This is a genomic window from Acutalibacter sp. JLR.KK004 (assembly GCF_036941085.1).
Taxonomy (GTDB): Bacteria; Bacillota; Clostridia; order Oscillospirales; family Acutalibacteraceae; genus Acutalibacter.
This window is the reverse complement of record NZ_JAYMNQ010000002.1, coordinates 424,704-438,884: the sequence shown is the minus strand read 5'-3', so window position 1 is coordinate 438,884 and position 14,181 is coordinate 424,704. Positions and strand designations below refer to the sequence as shown.

The following is a 14,181-nucleotide window of genomic DNA, read 5'->3' as shown; positions in this document are numbered from 1 at the left end:
ATCAAATCCTTTTTTCAAAAGGATTTGCAGGGTTTGGGACGGAGTCCCAAGGTCTTGGAAGCGGAGGTGTGCAAATGGAAAAACCGAAGATGAGACGGCCGGGACGCTTTGCTATATGCATCCTGCTTGTGCTGCTGGTTTTTACAGGCTTTGAGCTGCGGCTGGTGCAGTGGCAGCTTGTGGACGGGGACAAGTATGAGCAGCAGGCTTTAAGCGATTTGACAGACACCATTGAGATAGACGCCGCAAGGGGCGAGATTTGGGACAGTGACGGGAACGTGCTGGCAGGCAACCGCACCTCCTACGACGTGATATACAACGCCCTCTACATGGACTATACCCGGGGAAAGCGCAACGCCACCATTTTAGAGGTGGTGGATCTGCTGGAAGAATACGGGGAGGAATGGGTGGACAGGCTGCCCATTGAGCTGACCGAGGAAGGGGAGTATGTCTTTAAAGAGGACAGCGAAAGCGAGATTGCCCGGCTGAAAAGCAAGGACATGTTGAACCTGGCGGACTATGCCACAGCAGACGACTGCATGAACGAGCTTGCAAAGCTTTACGGCTGCCAGGGACTTTCCCGGCGGGATATCCGCACTATCACCTCTGTGCGCTACGGCATGACCATGGACGGCTATTCCCGGCACAATCCCTATACCATTGCCAAGGACATTTCGCCGGACATGGTGGGCATTATCAGCCAGGTTTCCAGCCAGTGGCCGGGGATTGAGGTGCGGGTAAGCGTTACCCGGTATAACGGGGAGGACGGCACCCTGGCCCCCCACGTGCTGGGGATGGTGGGCGCCCTTTCCGGGGAACAGTATGAAAAGGCTGTGGAGAATGGCACTGCCTACAGCAGCAAAAGCAGCAACCCCAATATTTCCGGCTACAAATGGGCGGACGTAATGGGCCAGGGGGGCGCGGAAGCCGCCTTTGAAAGCGAGCTGCGGGGCAAGCGGGGCCAGCAGTCGGTTTTTACAGATGAGGACGGCAACGTGGTGAGTACGGCCCTGACCGTACAGCCTGAGGAAGGGCATACGGTGCAGCTTACTCTGGACAGCGATTTGCAGCGGGTGGCAAATCTTTCCCTGGAAAAGAATATTAAAGGGAACACCGAGGCAAAGGGCTGCGTTGCCGGGGCGGCGGTGGTGCTGGATGTGAAAAACTTCGGGGTGCTGGCCTGCAGCACCTATCCCAGCTATGATTTGAACCGCTACCTTTCCGACAACAAATATTATAATGAACTGCAAAAGGACGAGGAGGCAAAGCCCCTTTTTAACCGGGCTTTGGGAGGAAGCTTTGTCCCTGGCTCTGTGTTCAAGCCCCTGGTAGCCATTGCGGGGCTGCAGGAAAGAACCTTCAGCGCGGGAACGGCGCTTTATAACTGCAACAGGATGTTTGAGTATTATGATTTGAGGCTGGGCTGCACAGGCGCCCACGGCTTTGCCAATGTATATCAGGCCCTTGCCAACTCCTGCAACGCCTATTTCTGCCAGGCGGGCCTGGACATCACCATTGCCAAGCTGGACGCTTACGCGGAATATTTCGGCCTGGGCCAGTATACCGGGGTGGAGCTGTATGAGGCCCAGGGGATTATGTCCAGCCCCCAGGAATATATGATGACCTACGGCACCCCCTGGACAGACGGCAACACAGCCCAGACAGCTATCGGGCAGCTTGACAACCACTTTACGCCTATCCAGCTTGCCACCTACTGCGCTACCATCGCAAACGGCGGCGTGCGTAAGCAGGCCCATTTCCTGGACAAGGTGTACGACTACACCGGGCAGGAGCTGCTCCAGGACTTCCAGGCCCCGGTGGTGGCAGACGCGGGCATATCCAGCGACGTAATGGGCGTGGTGTGGGAAGCTATGCGGCAGGTGTGTACCCAAGGAACGGCCCGAGACGTTTTCGGCGACTATCGGGTGGCCCTGGCTGCCAAAACTGGCACGGCGGAAACCTCTGACCGGGAATCCGGGGGGACGGAGCCGAACCTGAGCTTTATCTGCTTCGCGCCTTTGGACGATCCCCAGATAGCGGTGGCGGTGATGCTGGAATATGGCAACGACGGCCCTTACGCCAAAAACGTGGCAAAAGACATTCTGGATCAGTATTTTGGCTTTTACACCTGGGATGAGGACGGCAACCGCCGCAATCCCGAAGGCAAGCTGGTGGACGAGGATGGCAAGGTAATAGAGGACGACGAGGACGAGGACAACCCCTCCTCCCAGCCGGAGGAGAGCAGCTCCGAACCGGAGGGCGATGTTTCCCCCTCCCCCACCCCCTCCCGGGGCAACGACATCCCGGACGCGCCCTATACCGGCGGGGAGGTTCCTTCCGCGACGGAGGATCAGGAAGAGGAACCCAGCCCCTCCCCCAAGCCCAGCAGCGCGCCCAGCGGCGCTCCCTATTACAAAGGCGGGGCCAAAAAGGACGGCGGCGATGTTTCCGGCAGCCCTGAAAGCTCCGGCGATCCGGAGGGGTAGGCTGGCAGGAAAAGGCTCCCGGCCCGCAGCCAGCCGGTTCCTTGAACCGGCTGGCTGCAAAGCAGCCGCGGGGACATGCGCGGCATGTTCCCGCGTTTGCGGGCCGGGGCCTTTTGGGAAGCTGTGCGGCAAGGAAAAAAGCCCTTCCCCTATAAATTTGACACAATTTTTCCGGCAAAGCAATATTTCTTTTTGACAATTTGGCTTCTATGTGCTAAGATGATAAGCGGGGTGGCATTGGTATGAAAAATACAAAGGAAGGAACGGTACCGGGCGCAAGGGGCTGAGGGGTTATCCCTTTTGGTGCGGATCCTGTATCGCATGGCGATTCTCATGGGAGTTTCAGTGGTAGTCACTTCTGGCAAAGGCGGCGTGGGGAAGTCCACCGTAGCCCTGGGGCTGGGGCGCAGTTTGGCCCAGAAAGGACGCAGGGTGCTGCTGGTTGACTGTGACGCGGGGCTGCGCAGCCTGGACAGAATGACCGGGGCCGAAGAGAACCTGGTGTTTGACATTTCAGACGTGGTGTTTGGCAGGTGCGCCCCTGCCGAGGCCATTTATCCCTGCGGAGAGGGGGAAGGCTTGTTTTTGCTGCCCGCGCCTTCTGCCGGGGAAAATATGATACGCCCGGCGGTGATGCGCAAGCTGGTGCCCCTTTTAAAGCGGTATTACGATTATGTGCTGCTGGATTCCCCTGCGGGAGTGGGGGGCGGGTTCCGTTCCGCGGCCTGCGCGGCGGACAAGGCGCTGATTGTATGCAGCCCGGATCCGGTGTGCGTGCGCAATGCTGGAGCGGCAAAGGATTTGCTGGAAAAGCTGGGGATTGAAAACAGGCGGCTGGTGATAAACCGGTTTAGCGCTCCCCTTTTCAGCGCCACCGGGGCTTATAAGGATTTGGATGGAGTTATTGACGCCGCAGGGGTGCGGCTTTTCGGCCTTGTGCCGGAGGACGCCATGCTGGCGGCAGCGTTTCTGCGGGGCAGGGCGGCCCCTGTGGATTCCAGGGCTATGAAAGCCCTGTGCCGCATGTCGGGGCGGCTGGAAGGGGAGTCTATCCCTATTCCCGACCAATTGTGAGGACGGTTCACGCTGGGTGGAGACCAGCGTTTGGATTTGTATTGAAAAGACAAGTTATATTTGTACTAGTTGGGAGGAGAGAACCACATGAACATCGCACTTACTGCCCACGACGCTAAGAAAGAACTGATGGTACAATTCTGCATTGCCTACTGCGGCATACTCAGCCGACACAGCCTGTGCGGAACCGGCACCACCGGGAAAATGGTGGCGGATGCTACGGGCCTGACGCTGCAGCGGTTTTTAAGCGGGCCTCAGGGCGGCGACCAGCAGATTGCGGCGCGCATTGCCTGCAATGAAATTGACCTGCTGCTGTTTTTCAGGGATCCCTTAAATCCCAAACCCCACGAGCCAAACGATATGAACCTTTTGCGCCTGTGCGACATGCACAACATCCCTGTAGCCACCAACATCGCTACGGCAGAGGTGCTGGTACACGGCCTGGAGCGGGGCGATTTGGACTGGCGCGATATTGTGAAGGGATAGCTTTGGCTGCACCACTATGGAGGATAAAGGCCCGGCGCGGAAATTTTTCCGGGAATTTTCTGGAAAAACCTTGCAAAGGCCGGGCCTGCAGGTTATAATAAACTGGATTTACACTTGCATCCGGCTATGACGCAGGATGAGTATCCCGGGAAGCCCGGCAGAGAGAGGGGGCGCGGAAACCGCGCTGGAAGCCCCCTTCGGAGGGAACGGGTGAAAGACGCCTGCCAGCCGCAACTGAATACCACAAGGAGCGCAAGGGGGGCAGTTTGCCTTTGCGCTTGAAGCAGGGTGGCACCACGGAGCATAACCTTCGTCCCTTCACGGCTCAGCCGCAGGGGGAGAAGGTTTTTTGTTTTAAAGCACTTCGCCGCAAAGCCGCCCCTGCACCCTGCCAGAGGGGATAATCCCCTCTGGACTCCCAACGCGTTTGCGAGGCTTAGGCATAGTTTTTGGAAAAGGAGGGCCTATGGAAAAGGCGCAGAAACAGGTGAAGGATTTCATGGAGGCGCAGGGCCTGTCCTTTTCCCTGGAGGCACGGATGCTGGATTTGGTTTCAGAGGTGGGCGAACTGGCAAAAGAGGTGCTGAAAGGCTCTGATTACGGCACTGCGCCGCTGCTGCCCGGGGCCGGTCTGGAGGAGGAAATGGGGGACTGTCTGTTTTCCCTCCTGGCCCTGTGCAGCGCCACAGGCCTGGACGCAGAGAAGGCCCTTGCCGCAGCGCTGGAGAAGTATGCTTCCCGCGCCGCCCGGACGGGCCAGGTGGGCAGCGGGCGGTAAAAAAGCGGTAAAGAAAGTAGAAAAACAGCCGGAAGGCTTCAGAGTTAAGAAGGAGGAAATGAACATGGAACTATTGACAAAGGCCCCCAAGGGCACAATGGATCTGACACCGGGGGTGACGGAAAAATGGCAGGTTGTGGAGGACGTGCTGAAAAGCGAGGCGGAGTTAAACGGCTTTTCGGAAATCCGCACCCCGGTTTTCGAGCACACAGAGCTTTTCCTGCGGGGCGTGGGAGACACCACAGATGTGGTGGAAAAGCAGATGTACACTTTCCTGGACAAGGGCGGGCGCTCCATCACCCTGCGGCCCGAGGGGACGGCGGGGGCTGTGCGGGCCATGCTGGAAAACGGGCTGTACAACGCGGGATACCCGGTGAAGCTGTACTATCTCACCTCCTGCTACCGCTATGAAAAGCCCCAGGCCGGGCGGCTGCGGGAGCTGCACCAGTTTGGGGTGGAGATGTTCGGCGCGGCGGATCCCGGGGCAGACGTGCAGGTGATTGCCCTGGGACTGGCCATCTATAAACGGCTGGGGCTTCATGACGTGGGCCTGCAGCTAAACTCCATCGGGTGCCCTGCCTGCCGGAAAGAATACCACAAGGCGCTGAAGGAATATTTCAGCGCCCGGAAGGATGAGCTGTGCGAAACCTGCCTGTCCCGCCTGGAGCGCAACCCCATGCGCATTTTAGACTGCAAAAGCCCGGTGTGCCAGGAGATTGCCAAGGGCGCGCCGAAGATTACCGACTATCTGTGCGAGGAGTGCAAGGCCCATTTCGGGAAGGTGCAGGAGCTGCTGGACGCTTTGGGCATTGCGTATGAGCTGGATCCCGGCCTGGTGCGGGGCCTGGACTACTACACCCGGACAGTATTTGAGTTCCCCTCCAAGAGCCTGGGCTTTGCCTTAGGCGGGGGCGGGCGGTATGACGGGCTGGTGGAGGAACTGGGAGGCAAGCCCACGCCGGGGCTGGGCTTTGGCCTGGGTCTTGACCGCATCCTTCTGGCCCTGGAGGAGCAGAAGGCGGAATTCCCGGAGCCTGTGCGCTGCGAGCTTTACCTGGCAGCCATGGGGGACGAGGCCCAGAAAAAGGCCTTTGTGCTCATGGACAAGCTGCACAAGTGCGGCGTGGCGGCAGACTGCGATTTGTGCGCCAGGGGCTTAAAGGCCCAGATGAAGTATGCTGACCGCATTGGGGCCAGGTACACCATGGTGCTGGGAGACAACGAGCTGGAAGCCGGCAAGGCGGAGCTGAAAAACATGCAGACCGGGGAAAAGGTGAAGATATCTATCGGGGAGGATTTCGTGGACGCTTACCTTACCGCCAGCACTGCCCAGGATGATTTGAGCTTTTAGCAGCGTGACGAAACGCTTTGCGGAGCAATGCGTTTCTGCACCCGAGACGCGTGGACGCTCACGAATGTTCGCTGGCGAGTGGTAGTTTTTCGCTGCGTTGCATGGCACCGCGCTTACGCGAACCAGCGCGTGCCGGACGTGCTCCCAAAGGCGTTCACCCGGTGCGTGGGCAAACAGGCAAATAGACTTTAGGATCAAACCCTTTTTAAAAGGGGGCCGCTGCGTCCCATGGATCGAAACGTTTCGCGGACTTTCGCGTCCAGCGGCTGGCCGAACTGACAGACAGGAAACAGGGTGTAGGGCAGAGCCTTACGGCCTTAAAAAAGGAGCGGATAAAAATGGAGACGATACAAGGGTTAAAGCGGAGCCGCTATTGCGGGGAATTCCGCATGGAGCATGTGGGAGAAAAGGCGGTTGTGTTCGGCTGGTGCCAGCGGCAGCGGGATTTGGGCCAGCTTATCTTTATCGACCTGCGGGACAGGACAGGCATTATACAGCTTGCCTTTGACGAGGACAGCGGCAAGGACGCCTTTGACAAGGCTTTCCGGGTACGGTCGGAATTCGTGCTGGCGGCAGTGGGGACGGTGCGGGAGCGCACGTCAAAAAACAAGGAGATCCCCACAGGGGACGTGGAAATCTTCGTGGAAGAACTGCGGGTGCTGGGGGAATCGGAAACGCCTCCCTTTGAGATTGTGGAGGGGTCAAAGGCCAACGAGGAACTGCGGCTGAAATACCGCTATCTGGATTTGCGCAGGCCGGAACTCCAGCGGAACCTGCTGCTGCGGCACAAGGTGGCAAAGGCCACCCGGGATTATTTCTATGACAACGGCTTTATTGAGATTGAAACCCCTATGCTGATTAAGTCCACCCCAGAGGGCGCCCGGGACTTTCTGGTGCCGTCCCGGCTGCACAAGGGAGAGTTTTACGCTTTGCCCCAGTCCCCCCAGCTTTATAAGCAGCTTTCCATGGTGGCGGGGTTTGACCGCTATATCCAGCTTGCCCGGTGCTTCCGGGACGAGGAACTGCGGGCCGACAGGCAGCCGGAGTTTGTGCAGATTGACATGGAAATGTCCTTTGTGGATGTGGAGGACGTGCTGACCATGGCCGAGGGCTTTGTGCGCCATGTGTTCAAGGAGGTGCTGGGAGAGGACATCCCCCTGCCCCTGCCCCGGATGACCTATAAGGAGGCTATGGAGCGCTATGGTTCTGACAAGCCGGACACCCGGTATGGCATGGAGATACAGGACATCAGCGGGCTTGTGAAGGACTGTGGCTTCGGGGTGTTTGCAAACGCTGTGGCAGGAGGCGGCAGCGTGCGGGCTATTGTGGCAAAGGACGCTGTGAAGGCCCTTTCCCGCAAGGAGATTGACAAGCTGACGGAAGCTGTGAAAGGCATTGGCGGCAAGGGCGTGGCCTGGGTGCGCCTGCTGCCAGAGGGGTATGCCGGATCGTTCCTGAAGTTTATGAAAGAGGAAGAAATGCAGGCCATCTACGAAAAGACCGGAGCCAAAGTGGGCGACGTGCTGCTGGTTATCGCGGACACGAAAACCAGCCATGTGCTTTCCCAGCTTGGCTATCTGCGCACCATCACCGCCCAGAAGCTGGGCATTGTGCCCCAGGGAATGCGGAATCTCTTGTGGATTACAGAGATGCCCTTCTTTGAGTTTGACGAGGATTTAAACGAGTGGGTGGCTATGCACCATCCCTTTACCTCTCCCCTGGACGAGTGCCTGCCCTATCTGGAGACGGACAAAGGCCGGGTGCGGGCTAAGGCTTATGACCTGGTGATGAATGGCATGGAGCTGTGCTCCGGCTCTATCCGCATTACGGATCCGGAGCTGCAGGGCCGTATTTTCGCCCTGCTGGGGCTTTCTGACGAGGAGGCCCACGAGAAGTTTGGCTTCCTGCTGGACGCTTTCCGCTATGGCGCGCCGCCCCACGGCGGCATTGGCCTGGGCCTTGACCGGCTTGTTATGCAGATGGCAGAGGCTGGCAGTATGCGGGACGTGGTGGCGTATCCCAAGGTGCAGAACATGAGCGAACTGATGACCCAGGCCCCGGCGGCAGTGGATAAGCTCCAGCTTGACGAGCTGGGAATTGCCCCTGTGAAAGCAACGTGACCCAGTGGCGCCTACAGGAGTGTTCGCACGTAGCTTTCCGGCCTGTTTTGGCTGCTCCTGCGTTAAAAAATTTAGAGTATAGTAAATAGAGTTAACGCGGTTATTATATGCACTTGAAACGTCCGCCCTGGCTATGCAGGGCGGACGCGGTTTTTGGGTGGGTTGGCGGAACATTTCCCAGGAAGGATACCGGGCCAGGAAGGGATTGTTTTTGGGCGGGCCGGGGGTGGGCGGAAGTTTTTAAAGAGTCCAGAGAAGCTTTTTCAAAGAATTATCTTTGGCCTGCCCTGTGCACTGGGGGATATCCCAGGAAGGATACCGGGCCGGGGAGAGGTTGTTTTCCGGCAGGCCGGGGGCGGGTGGAAGTTTTTAAAGAGTCCAGAGAAAATGTTTTCAAAAATTGTCTCTGGTTGTCTCTGGGGAGGGATGGAGTAAAAAAATTTTCACGGGAAGCAGGGCGAGAATGACAAGTCCTTCACAAGCGTGAAACAATGGCAGAAAGCCAGCCTCCATGCTGGCGCAAAGGGACTGTGAAACGATAATCCGGCAATATATTTTGAGTGGAAATATGCTGAAATTACCAAATGTACACAATATATAGTATTGACAGAAAAAGGGAGAACAGGTATAATGGTAAAGCTGGCGGGCGGCTTTGCGCCCCCATGTACGAGTGAGGAAAGGATCAGGATACATGCTGAAAACCATTATCAAACGAAGCGGGGAAAAAGCCCCCTTTGACGCCGCCAAAATACGCGCCGCCATTTTCAAAGCCAATGTGCGCATTGCCACAGAGAAGTTCAGCGATGAGGAGCTGGACAGGCTTACAGAAGAAGTGGTGGCAGAGCTGGAGAAGATGAAAGAAACCCCCACTGTGGAGCAGACCCAGGACGTGGTGGAGGAAAAGCTGATTGCCGCAGACTACGCCAAAACGGCGAAGGCCTACATCCTGTACCGGGCGGAACACCAGAAGCTGCGGGAAATGGACGACGAGCTGGTGAAGATTTACTCCGCGCTGACTTTTGTGCCTGCGGAGGACGCGGATATCAAGCGGGAAAACGCCAACATCAACGCGGACACCGCCATGGGCACCATGCTGAAATATGGATCGGAGGGGGCTAAGAGCTTCTATGACAAATATGTTATCCCCCCCCATATCGCCCAGGCCCACGCAAGCGGGGAAATCCACATCCATGACAAGGACTTTTACACCCTGACAGAAACCTGCTGCCAGATTGACCTGATTAAGCTGTTTAAAAACGGCTTTTCCACTGGCCACGGCTACCTGCGGGAGCCGCAGGATATCCGCAGTTACGCGGCCCTTGCCTGCATTGCCATCCAGGCAAACCAGAACGAAATGCACGGCGGCCAGAGCGTGCCTATCTTCGACTATGCCATGGCTTTAGGGGTGGATAAGACTTACCGCAAGGAATTTTTCAAGGCCCTCATCCAGTTTTTGCAGATCCACAAGGGTATGCCCCACAGCCACGCGGAGGCCCTTATAAACGCCGCCAAGCGGGAACTGGGGAGCAAGGTGACCATGAAAAATGTGGGACACTACAGCGAGCGTTTTGTTGCTTTCCTGCCCCGGCACCAGAAGGAAAACGGCTATGAGGAGATCATCACCGAGGAGGCGGAGGACGCCTGCACTTATGCCCAGGAGGCTGCCTGGCGGGAGACAGATCATGCCACTTATCAGGCTATGGAAGCCCTGGTACACAACCTGAACACCATGAACTCCCGGGCAGGCGCCCAGGTGCCTTTCTCCTCCCTGAATTACGGGACGGATACCAGCGAGCAGGGGCGCATGGTGATTCGGAACCTGCTGCTGGCCACAAAGGCCGGGCTGGGAGATGGGGAAACCCCTATTTTCCCGGTGCAGATTTTCAAGGTGAAGGAAGGGGTAAACTATAACGAGGGGGATCCCAACTATGACCTCTTTAAGCTGGCCATGGAGGTTTCCGCCCTGCGGCTGTTCCCCAATTTCAGCTTTATAGACGCGCCCTTTAATTTGCAGTATTACAAGGCCGGGGACTACGACACAGAGGTGGCCTATATGGGTTGCCGCACCCGGGTGATGGGCAACACCCACGATCCCAAACGGGAAACCACCTGCGGCAGGGGCAACCTGAGCTTTACCTCCATCAACCTGCCCCGCATCGGCATAGAGTCGGAGAAGGATATTAAAAAATTCTATAAGCTGCTGGATGCCCGGATGGATTTGGCTATTGAGCAGATGCTACACCGCTTTAAAATCCAGTGCAGCAAAAAAGCCTATAACTATCCCTTCCTCATGGGCCAGGGGGTGTGGATTGATTCTGAAAAGCTGGATCGCAACGCTTCTGTGGCAGAGGTTTTAAAGCACGGCACCCTGTCCGTAGGCTTTATCGGCCTGGCGGAAACCTTGAAGGCCCTGACAGGCAAGCACCATGGGGAGGATGAAAAGAGTTATAAGCTGGGACTGGAGATTATCACCCATATGCGGGCGTATATGGACAAAACCTCCCAGGAGACAGGCTTAAACTTCACCTTGCTGGCCACCCCGGCAGAGGGGCTTTCCGGACGGTTTATCCGGATTGACCAGAAGAAGTTTGGGAAAATCCCCGGGGTGACGGATCGGGAATACTACACCAACTCTTTCCATGTGCCGGTGTATTATCCCATTGGCGCTTTTGAGAAAATTCAGAAGGAAGCCCCCTTCCATGCCCTGACAAACGCCGGGCACATCAGCTATGTGGAGCTGGACGGCGACATCTGCAAGAATGTGGAGGCCTTTGAAAGCGTGATACGCTGCATGAAGGAGGCTGGCATTGGTTATGGCTCTGTGAACCACCCGGTTGACCGGGATCCGGTGTGCGGCTATAACGGCATTATCGACGACGTATGCCCCCGCTGCGGCCGCCATGCCGGGGAGGGCGTACCCCTTTCCAAGCTGGAGGAGCTGCGGAAAAAGTATCACGATGTGCCGGACTATACGTGTTTGATACATTGAGCTTTAAGACCGTGAGGCGCTGCCCCACACCCCGCAAACCTTTTTTGGAAAAAGGTTTGATCCAAAAATCCATTTTGACATAGTTATAAGGAGGAATTTCACATGACAAGCGTAAAGGAATATAAGACTGAAGGCAAAGAGGTTATCATCGGCGAGGGACGGGATTTTGAGCGCATCCGCCGCATCACCGGCTATCTGGTGGGCACCATTGACCGCTGGAACAACGCCAAGCGGGCCGAGGAGCAGGATAGGGTAAAGCACACCCTGGGAGGGAAATAAGTTGCATATTTTATTGGTGAATGACGATGGCATTAACGCCCCTGGCCTGCATGCCTTGGCAAAGGCCCTGGGCAAAGAGCACAGAATCACCGTCAGCGCCCCCATGGAGGAGCGCAGCGCTGTGGGCCATGGCCTGACAGTGCGGCTGCCCCTGTTTGCAGAGAAACGGGAGGTGCCCGGCGCGGCGGCTGCCTTTGCAGTCTCCGGCACGCCGGCGGACTGCACCCGGCTGGGCGTGCTCTCCCTGGCGGAAGAGCCTGTGGATCTGGTGGTTTCCGGCATGAACAAGGGCCTGAACGTGGCTATGGATATGCTCTATTCCGGGACGGTTTCCGCCGCTATGGAAGGGGCTATGCTGGACAAGAAGTCCATCGCCGTATCCACCCAGTGGGACGGGGACTTTGACAGGGCGGCGGAGGTGTTTGTCCGGCTGCTGTCCCAGTTGGATGTGGAGAAGGATATTGACTTTATGCTGAATGTTAATATTCCCGCCCTGCCCGGGCAGGAGATACAGGGCGTGAAGTGGGTGCCTGCCGGGCGGACCCATTTGTGGGCCGATACCTACGAGCACCGCCAGACCCCGGACGGCCGGGATTACTACTGGCTGAAAAACCTCCAGGACGCCGCCACGCCGGATTTCGGCATGGACAGCGATATCGGCTGCGTGGCAAACGGGTATGTGGCCTTGTCCCCCCTGGTGTATGATTTGACAGACGGAGAGGGCTTTCGCAACAAGTCCTTTGTCCTGTAGGCGGGCTGTATGGAGCTTCAGATAGCGGGAATTGTGGCGGAATCCATTGTGGACGGCCCTGGGATACGGTATGCCCTGTTTGTCCAGGGCTGCCCCCATCACTGCCCTGGGTGCCACAATCCGCAGACACATCCCTTTGAGGGCGGAAGGACAGTGGATACAGCGGAGATTTTTGCGGAATTCTGCGGGGATCCCATTTTAAAGGGCATTACTTTCAGCGGCGGGGAGCCTTTCTGCCAGCCTGCCCCTCTGGCAGAGCTTGCGGGGCAGGTACACGCCAGGGGCAAAGACGTGGTAGTTTTCACCGGCTATACTTATGAGCAGCTCGCTGCCATGGACAGCCCGTCCGTGCAGGCTTTGCTTGCGGAAACGGATCTGCTGATAGACGGACCTTTTATGGAGGAGCAGAAAAACCTGGAACTGGCTTTCCGGGGCAGCGAGAACCAGCGGGTGATAGATATGTGCAAAACCAGGGAATCTGGCAGGCTTGTGCTGCGGGCTTGATGGTGATTCCTGGTCAGATATATTTGTTAGAGTCTGTCTTAAAACTCCGAAAAACCGTCTTTTTGTCCAGTGGCAAACGGTTTCTGCGTTAAAAATTCCCGACGAGGCTAAACATTTCGTAAACGGAATGTTTAGCCTTTTTAAACGTTGTGGTTCTTCGTCTTGAAACCGCCCGCCCTGAATAAAAATACTGGCATTTCTCTGGTTTTAAAACAAGCCCTACAGGGGAGGCCGCTTTTGTTAGCGGCCAGGAAAGGGAACCCTCTGTCATGGCCACGCCCTGTTTGTCTGCAAGCTCTGCCACACGGGTAATAACCTGCCCATCCTGCTGCCCGGTAACCCCCGCATCTATTTCTGTCTGGCTTTGGGGCGGGAATTTGCCTTGATTGGCCCCCAAAATTCTCGCTCATCCGGCTTTCAATTATGAATACAGGTTCTAAGTTCCGAATTGCCCAGCCTTGCGTACTTCATACATGCTTCCTCCCGGAATTTTTATGGATGGACATGGCCTTCATTCCCGCTGAACCAGGGCATAAAAGGCCACAGCACTGGCGGCAGCCACGTTGAGAGAGTCTACCCCGTGGTACATGGGGATACGCACTGTGTAGTCGCAGGCGGCAATGGTGGCAGGCGCCAGCCCGTCCCCTTCCGTACCCAGCACCACTGCCAGCCTCTTTTCCTTTTTCAGGCGGGGATCCGCCACGTCCAGGGAATCCTCCCGCAGGGCCATGGCTGCGGTTTTAAAGCCCCTCTCCCCCAGGAATTCCGTCCAGGGCCTGTCTTGGGGGAGATACGCCCACGGCACCAGAAAGACGTTTCCCATGCTCACCCGCAAGGCCCGGCGGTACAGGGGATCGCTGCCAGCTTCTGTAAGCAGCACTGCCTCTATGCCCAGGGCGGCGGCACTGCGGAAGATAGCCCCCAGGTTTGTGGGGTTCATCACGTTTTCCAACACTGCCACCCGCCGGGCATTCCGGCAGGCCTCCTCTGGAGCAAGGGCCGGGGGCCTTTTCATGGCGCAGAGCATGCCCCGGGTCAGGTGGAAGCCTGTAAGGGCGCACAGCACCTCTTCCTCCGCCGCGAACACAGGCACATCCCCGCAGCGGTCTAAAAGCGCCCTGCCCTTGCCTGCAACATGCTTTGCCTCCATCAAAAAGGAGACGGGCTGGCACCCTGCGTCTAAGGCCCTGCCGATAACCAGGGGGCTTTCCGCGATAAACAGGCCGTCGCTGGGAGACGCCCGGTTTACCAGTTGGTTTTCCGTTAAGCGGGCATATATGTCCAGCTCCGGCGCATTAAAGTCTGAAATTTCCACAATCCTGGGTTCTCCCATAGCCTTTCCTCCTTGAATCCCTGCGCCCTC

At 57.2% G+C, this 14,181-nt stretch carries 11 protein-coding genes; 10 read left to right on the top strand and 1 reads right to left on the bottom strand.

The window, feature by feature from the left end:
- The first annotated feature begins 74 nt into the window (after positions 1 to 74).
- From VSQ30_RS16560 to nrdG, 10 genes are all read left to right on the top strand, one after another.
- Positions 75 to 2,486 carry a peptidoglycan D,D-transpeptidase FtsI family protein gene (locus VSQ30_RS16560; protein WP_334465602.1) on the top strand — a complete coding sequence of 804 codons (2,412 nt, stop codon included), beginning with the start codon at positions 75 to 77 and terminating at the stop codon, positions 2,484 to 2,486.
- A gap of 303 nt (positions 2,487 to 2,789) precedes the next feature.
- On the top strand, positions 2,790 to 3,560 hold the full coding sequence (locus VSQ30_RS16555) for a nucleotide-binding protein (RefSeq protein WP_334466078.1): 771 nt from the start codon (positions 2,790 to 2,792) through the stop codon (positions 3,558 to 3,560).
- Positions 3,561 to 3,647: 87 nt separating this feature from the next.
- A complete protein-coding gene (locus VSQ30_RS16550; RefSeq protein ID WP_334465600.1) occupies positions 3,648 to 4,046 on the top strand; it encodes a methylglyoxal synthase in 399 nt (132 codons plus the stop codon).
- Positions 4,047 to 4,512: 466 nt separating this feature from the next.
- Complete coding sequence (locus VSQ30_RS16545) at positions 4,513 to 4,824, top strand: MazG-like family protein (protein WP_334465598.1); 312 nt, start codon at positions 4,513 to 4,515, stop codon at positions 4,822 to 4,824.
- A 64-nt stretch (positions 4,825 to 4,888) separates the two neighbouring features.
- The gene (gene hisS, locus VSQ30_RS16540; protein ID WP_334465596.1) at positions 4,889 to 6,175 is read left to right on the top strand and encodes a histidine--tRNA ligase; all 1,287 of its coding nucleotides are present in this window, start codon (positions 4,889 to 4,891) and stop codon (positions 6,173 to 6,175) included.
- Between the two features lie 338 nt (positions 6,176 to 6,513).
- Positions 6,514 to 8,295 carry an aspartate--tRNA ligase gene (aspS, locus tag VSQ30_RS16535; RefSeq protein WP_334465594.1) on the top strand — a complete coding sequence of 594 codons (1,782 nt, stop codon included), beginning with the start codon at positions 6,514 to 6,516 and terminating at the stop codon, positions 8,293 to 8,295.
- A 691-nt stretch (positions 8,296 to 8,986) separates the two neighbouring features.
- The gene (locus VSQ30_RS16530; RefSeq protein ID WP_334465591.1) at positions 8,987 to 11,284 is read left to right on the top strand and encodes an anaerobic ribonucleoside triphosphate reductase; all 2,298 of its coding nucleotides are present in this window, start codon (positions 8,987 to 8,989) and stop codon (positions 11,282 to 11,284) included.
- Between the two features lie 102 nt (positions 11,285 to 11,386).
- Positions 11,387 to 11,563: an anaerobic ribonucleoside-triphosphate reductase gene (gene nrdD, locus VSQ30_RS16525; protein ID WP_160642827.1), complete on the top strand. Its 177-nt coding sequence runs from the start codon at positions 11,387 to 11,389 to the stop codon at positions 11,561 to 11,563.
- 1 nt (position 11,564) lies between these two features.
- A complete protein-coding gene (gene surE / locus VSQ30_RS16520; protein ID WP_334465588.1) occupies positions 11,565 to 12,314 on the top strand; it encodes a 5'/3'-nucleotidase SurE in 750 nt (249 codons plus the stop codon).
- Between the two features lie 9 nt (positions 12,315 to 12,323).
- A complete protein-coding gene (nrdG, locus tag VSQ30_RS16515; RefSeq protein WP_334465587.1) occupies positions 12,324 to 12,818 on the top strand; it encodes an anaerobic ribonucleoside-triphosphate reductase activating protein in 495 nt (164 codons plus the stop codon).
- Positions 12,819 to 13,329: 511 nt separating this feature from the next.
- Here the strand turns inward: nrdG and VSQ30_RS16510 are convergent.
- The gene (locus tag VSQ30_RS16510; protein WP_334465585.1) at positions 13,330 to 14,151 is read right to left on the bottom strand and encodes a TrmH family RNA methyltransferase; all 822 of its coding nucleotides are present in this window, start codon (positions 14,149 to 14,151) and stop codon (positions 13,330 to 13,332) included.
- Positions 14,152 to 14,181 lie beyond the last annotated feature (30 nt).

Bases quoted from the DNA above. Each gene is read 5' to 3' on its own strand.
- nrdD (WP_160642827.1), top strand. From the start codon at position 11,387: ATGACAAGCGTAAAGGAATATAAGACTGAAGGCAAAGAGGTTATCATC.
- VSQ30_RS16560 (WP_334465602.1), top strand. From the start codon at position 75: ATGGAAAAACCGAAGATGAGACGGCCGGGACGCTTTGCTATATGCATC.
- VSQ30_RS16550 (WP_334465600.1), top strand. From the start codon at position 3,648: ATGAACATCGCACTTACTGCCCACGACGCTAAGAAAGAACTGATGGTA.
- nrdG (WP_334465587.1), top strand. From the start codon at position 12,324: ATGGAGCTTCAGATAGCGGGAATTGTGGCGGAATCCATTGTGGACGGC.
- aspS (WP_334465594.1), top strand. From the start codon at position 6,514: ATGGAGACGATACAAGGGTTAAAGCGGAGCCGCTATTGCGGGGAATTC.
- VSQ30_RS16545 (WP_334465598.1), top strand. From the start codon at position 4,513: ATGGAAAAGGCGCAGAAACAGGTGAAGGATTTCATGGAGGCGCAGGGC.
- VSQ30_RS16510 (WP_334465585.1), bottom strand. From the start codon at position 14,151: ATGGGAGAACCCAGGATTGTGGAAATTTCAGACTTTAATGCGCCGGAG.
- hisS (WP_334465596.1), top strand. From the start codon at position 4,889: ATGGAACTATTGACAAAGGCCCCCAAGGGCACAATGGATCTGACACCG.
- VSQ30_RS16530 (WP_334465591.1), top strand. From the start codon at position 8,987: ATGCTGAAAACCATTATCAAACGAAGCGGGGAAAAAGCCCCCTTTGAC.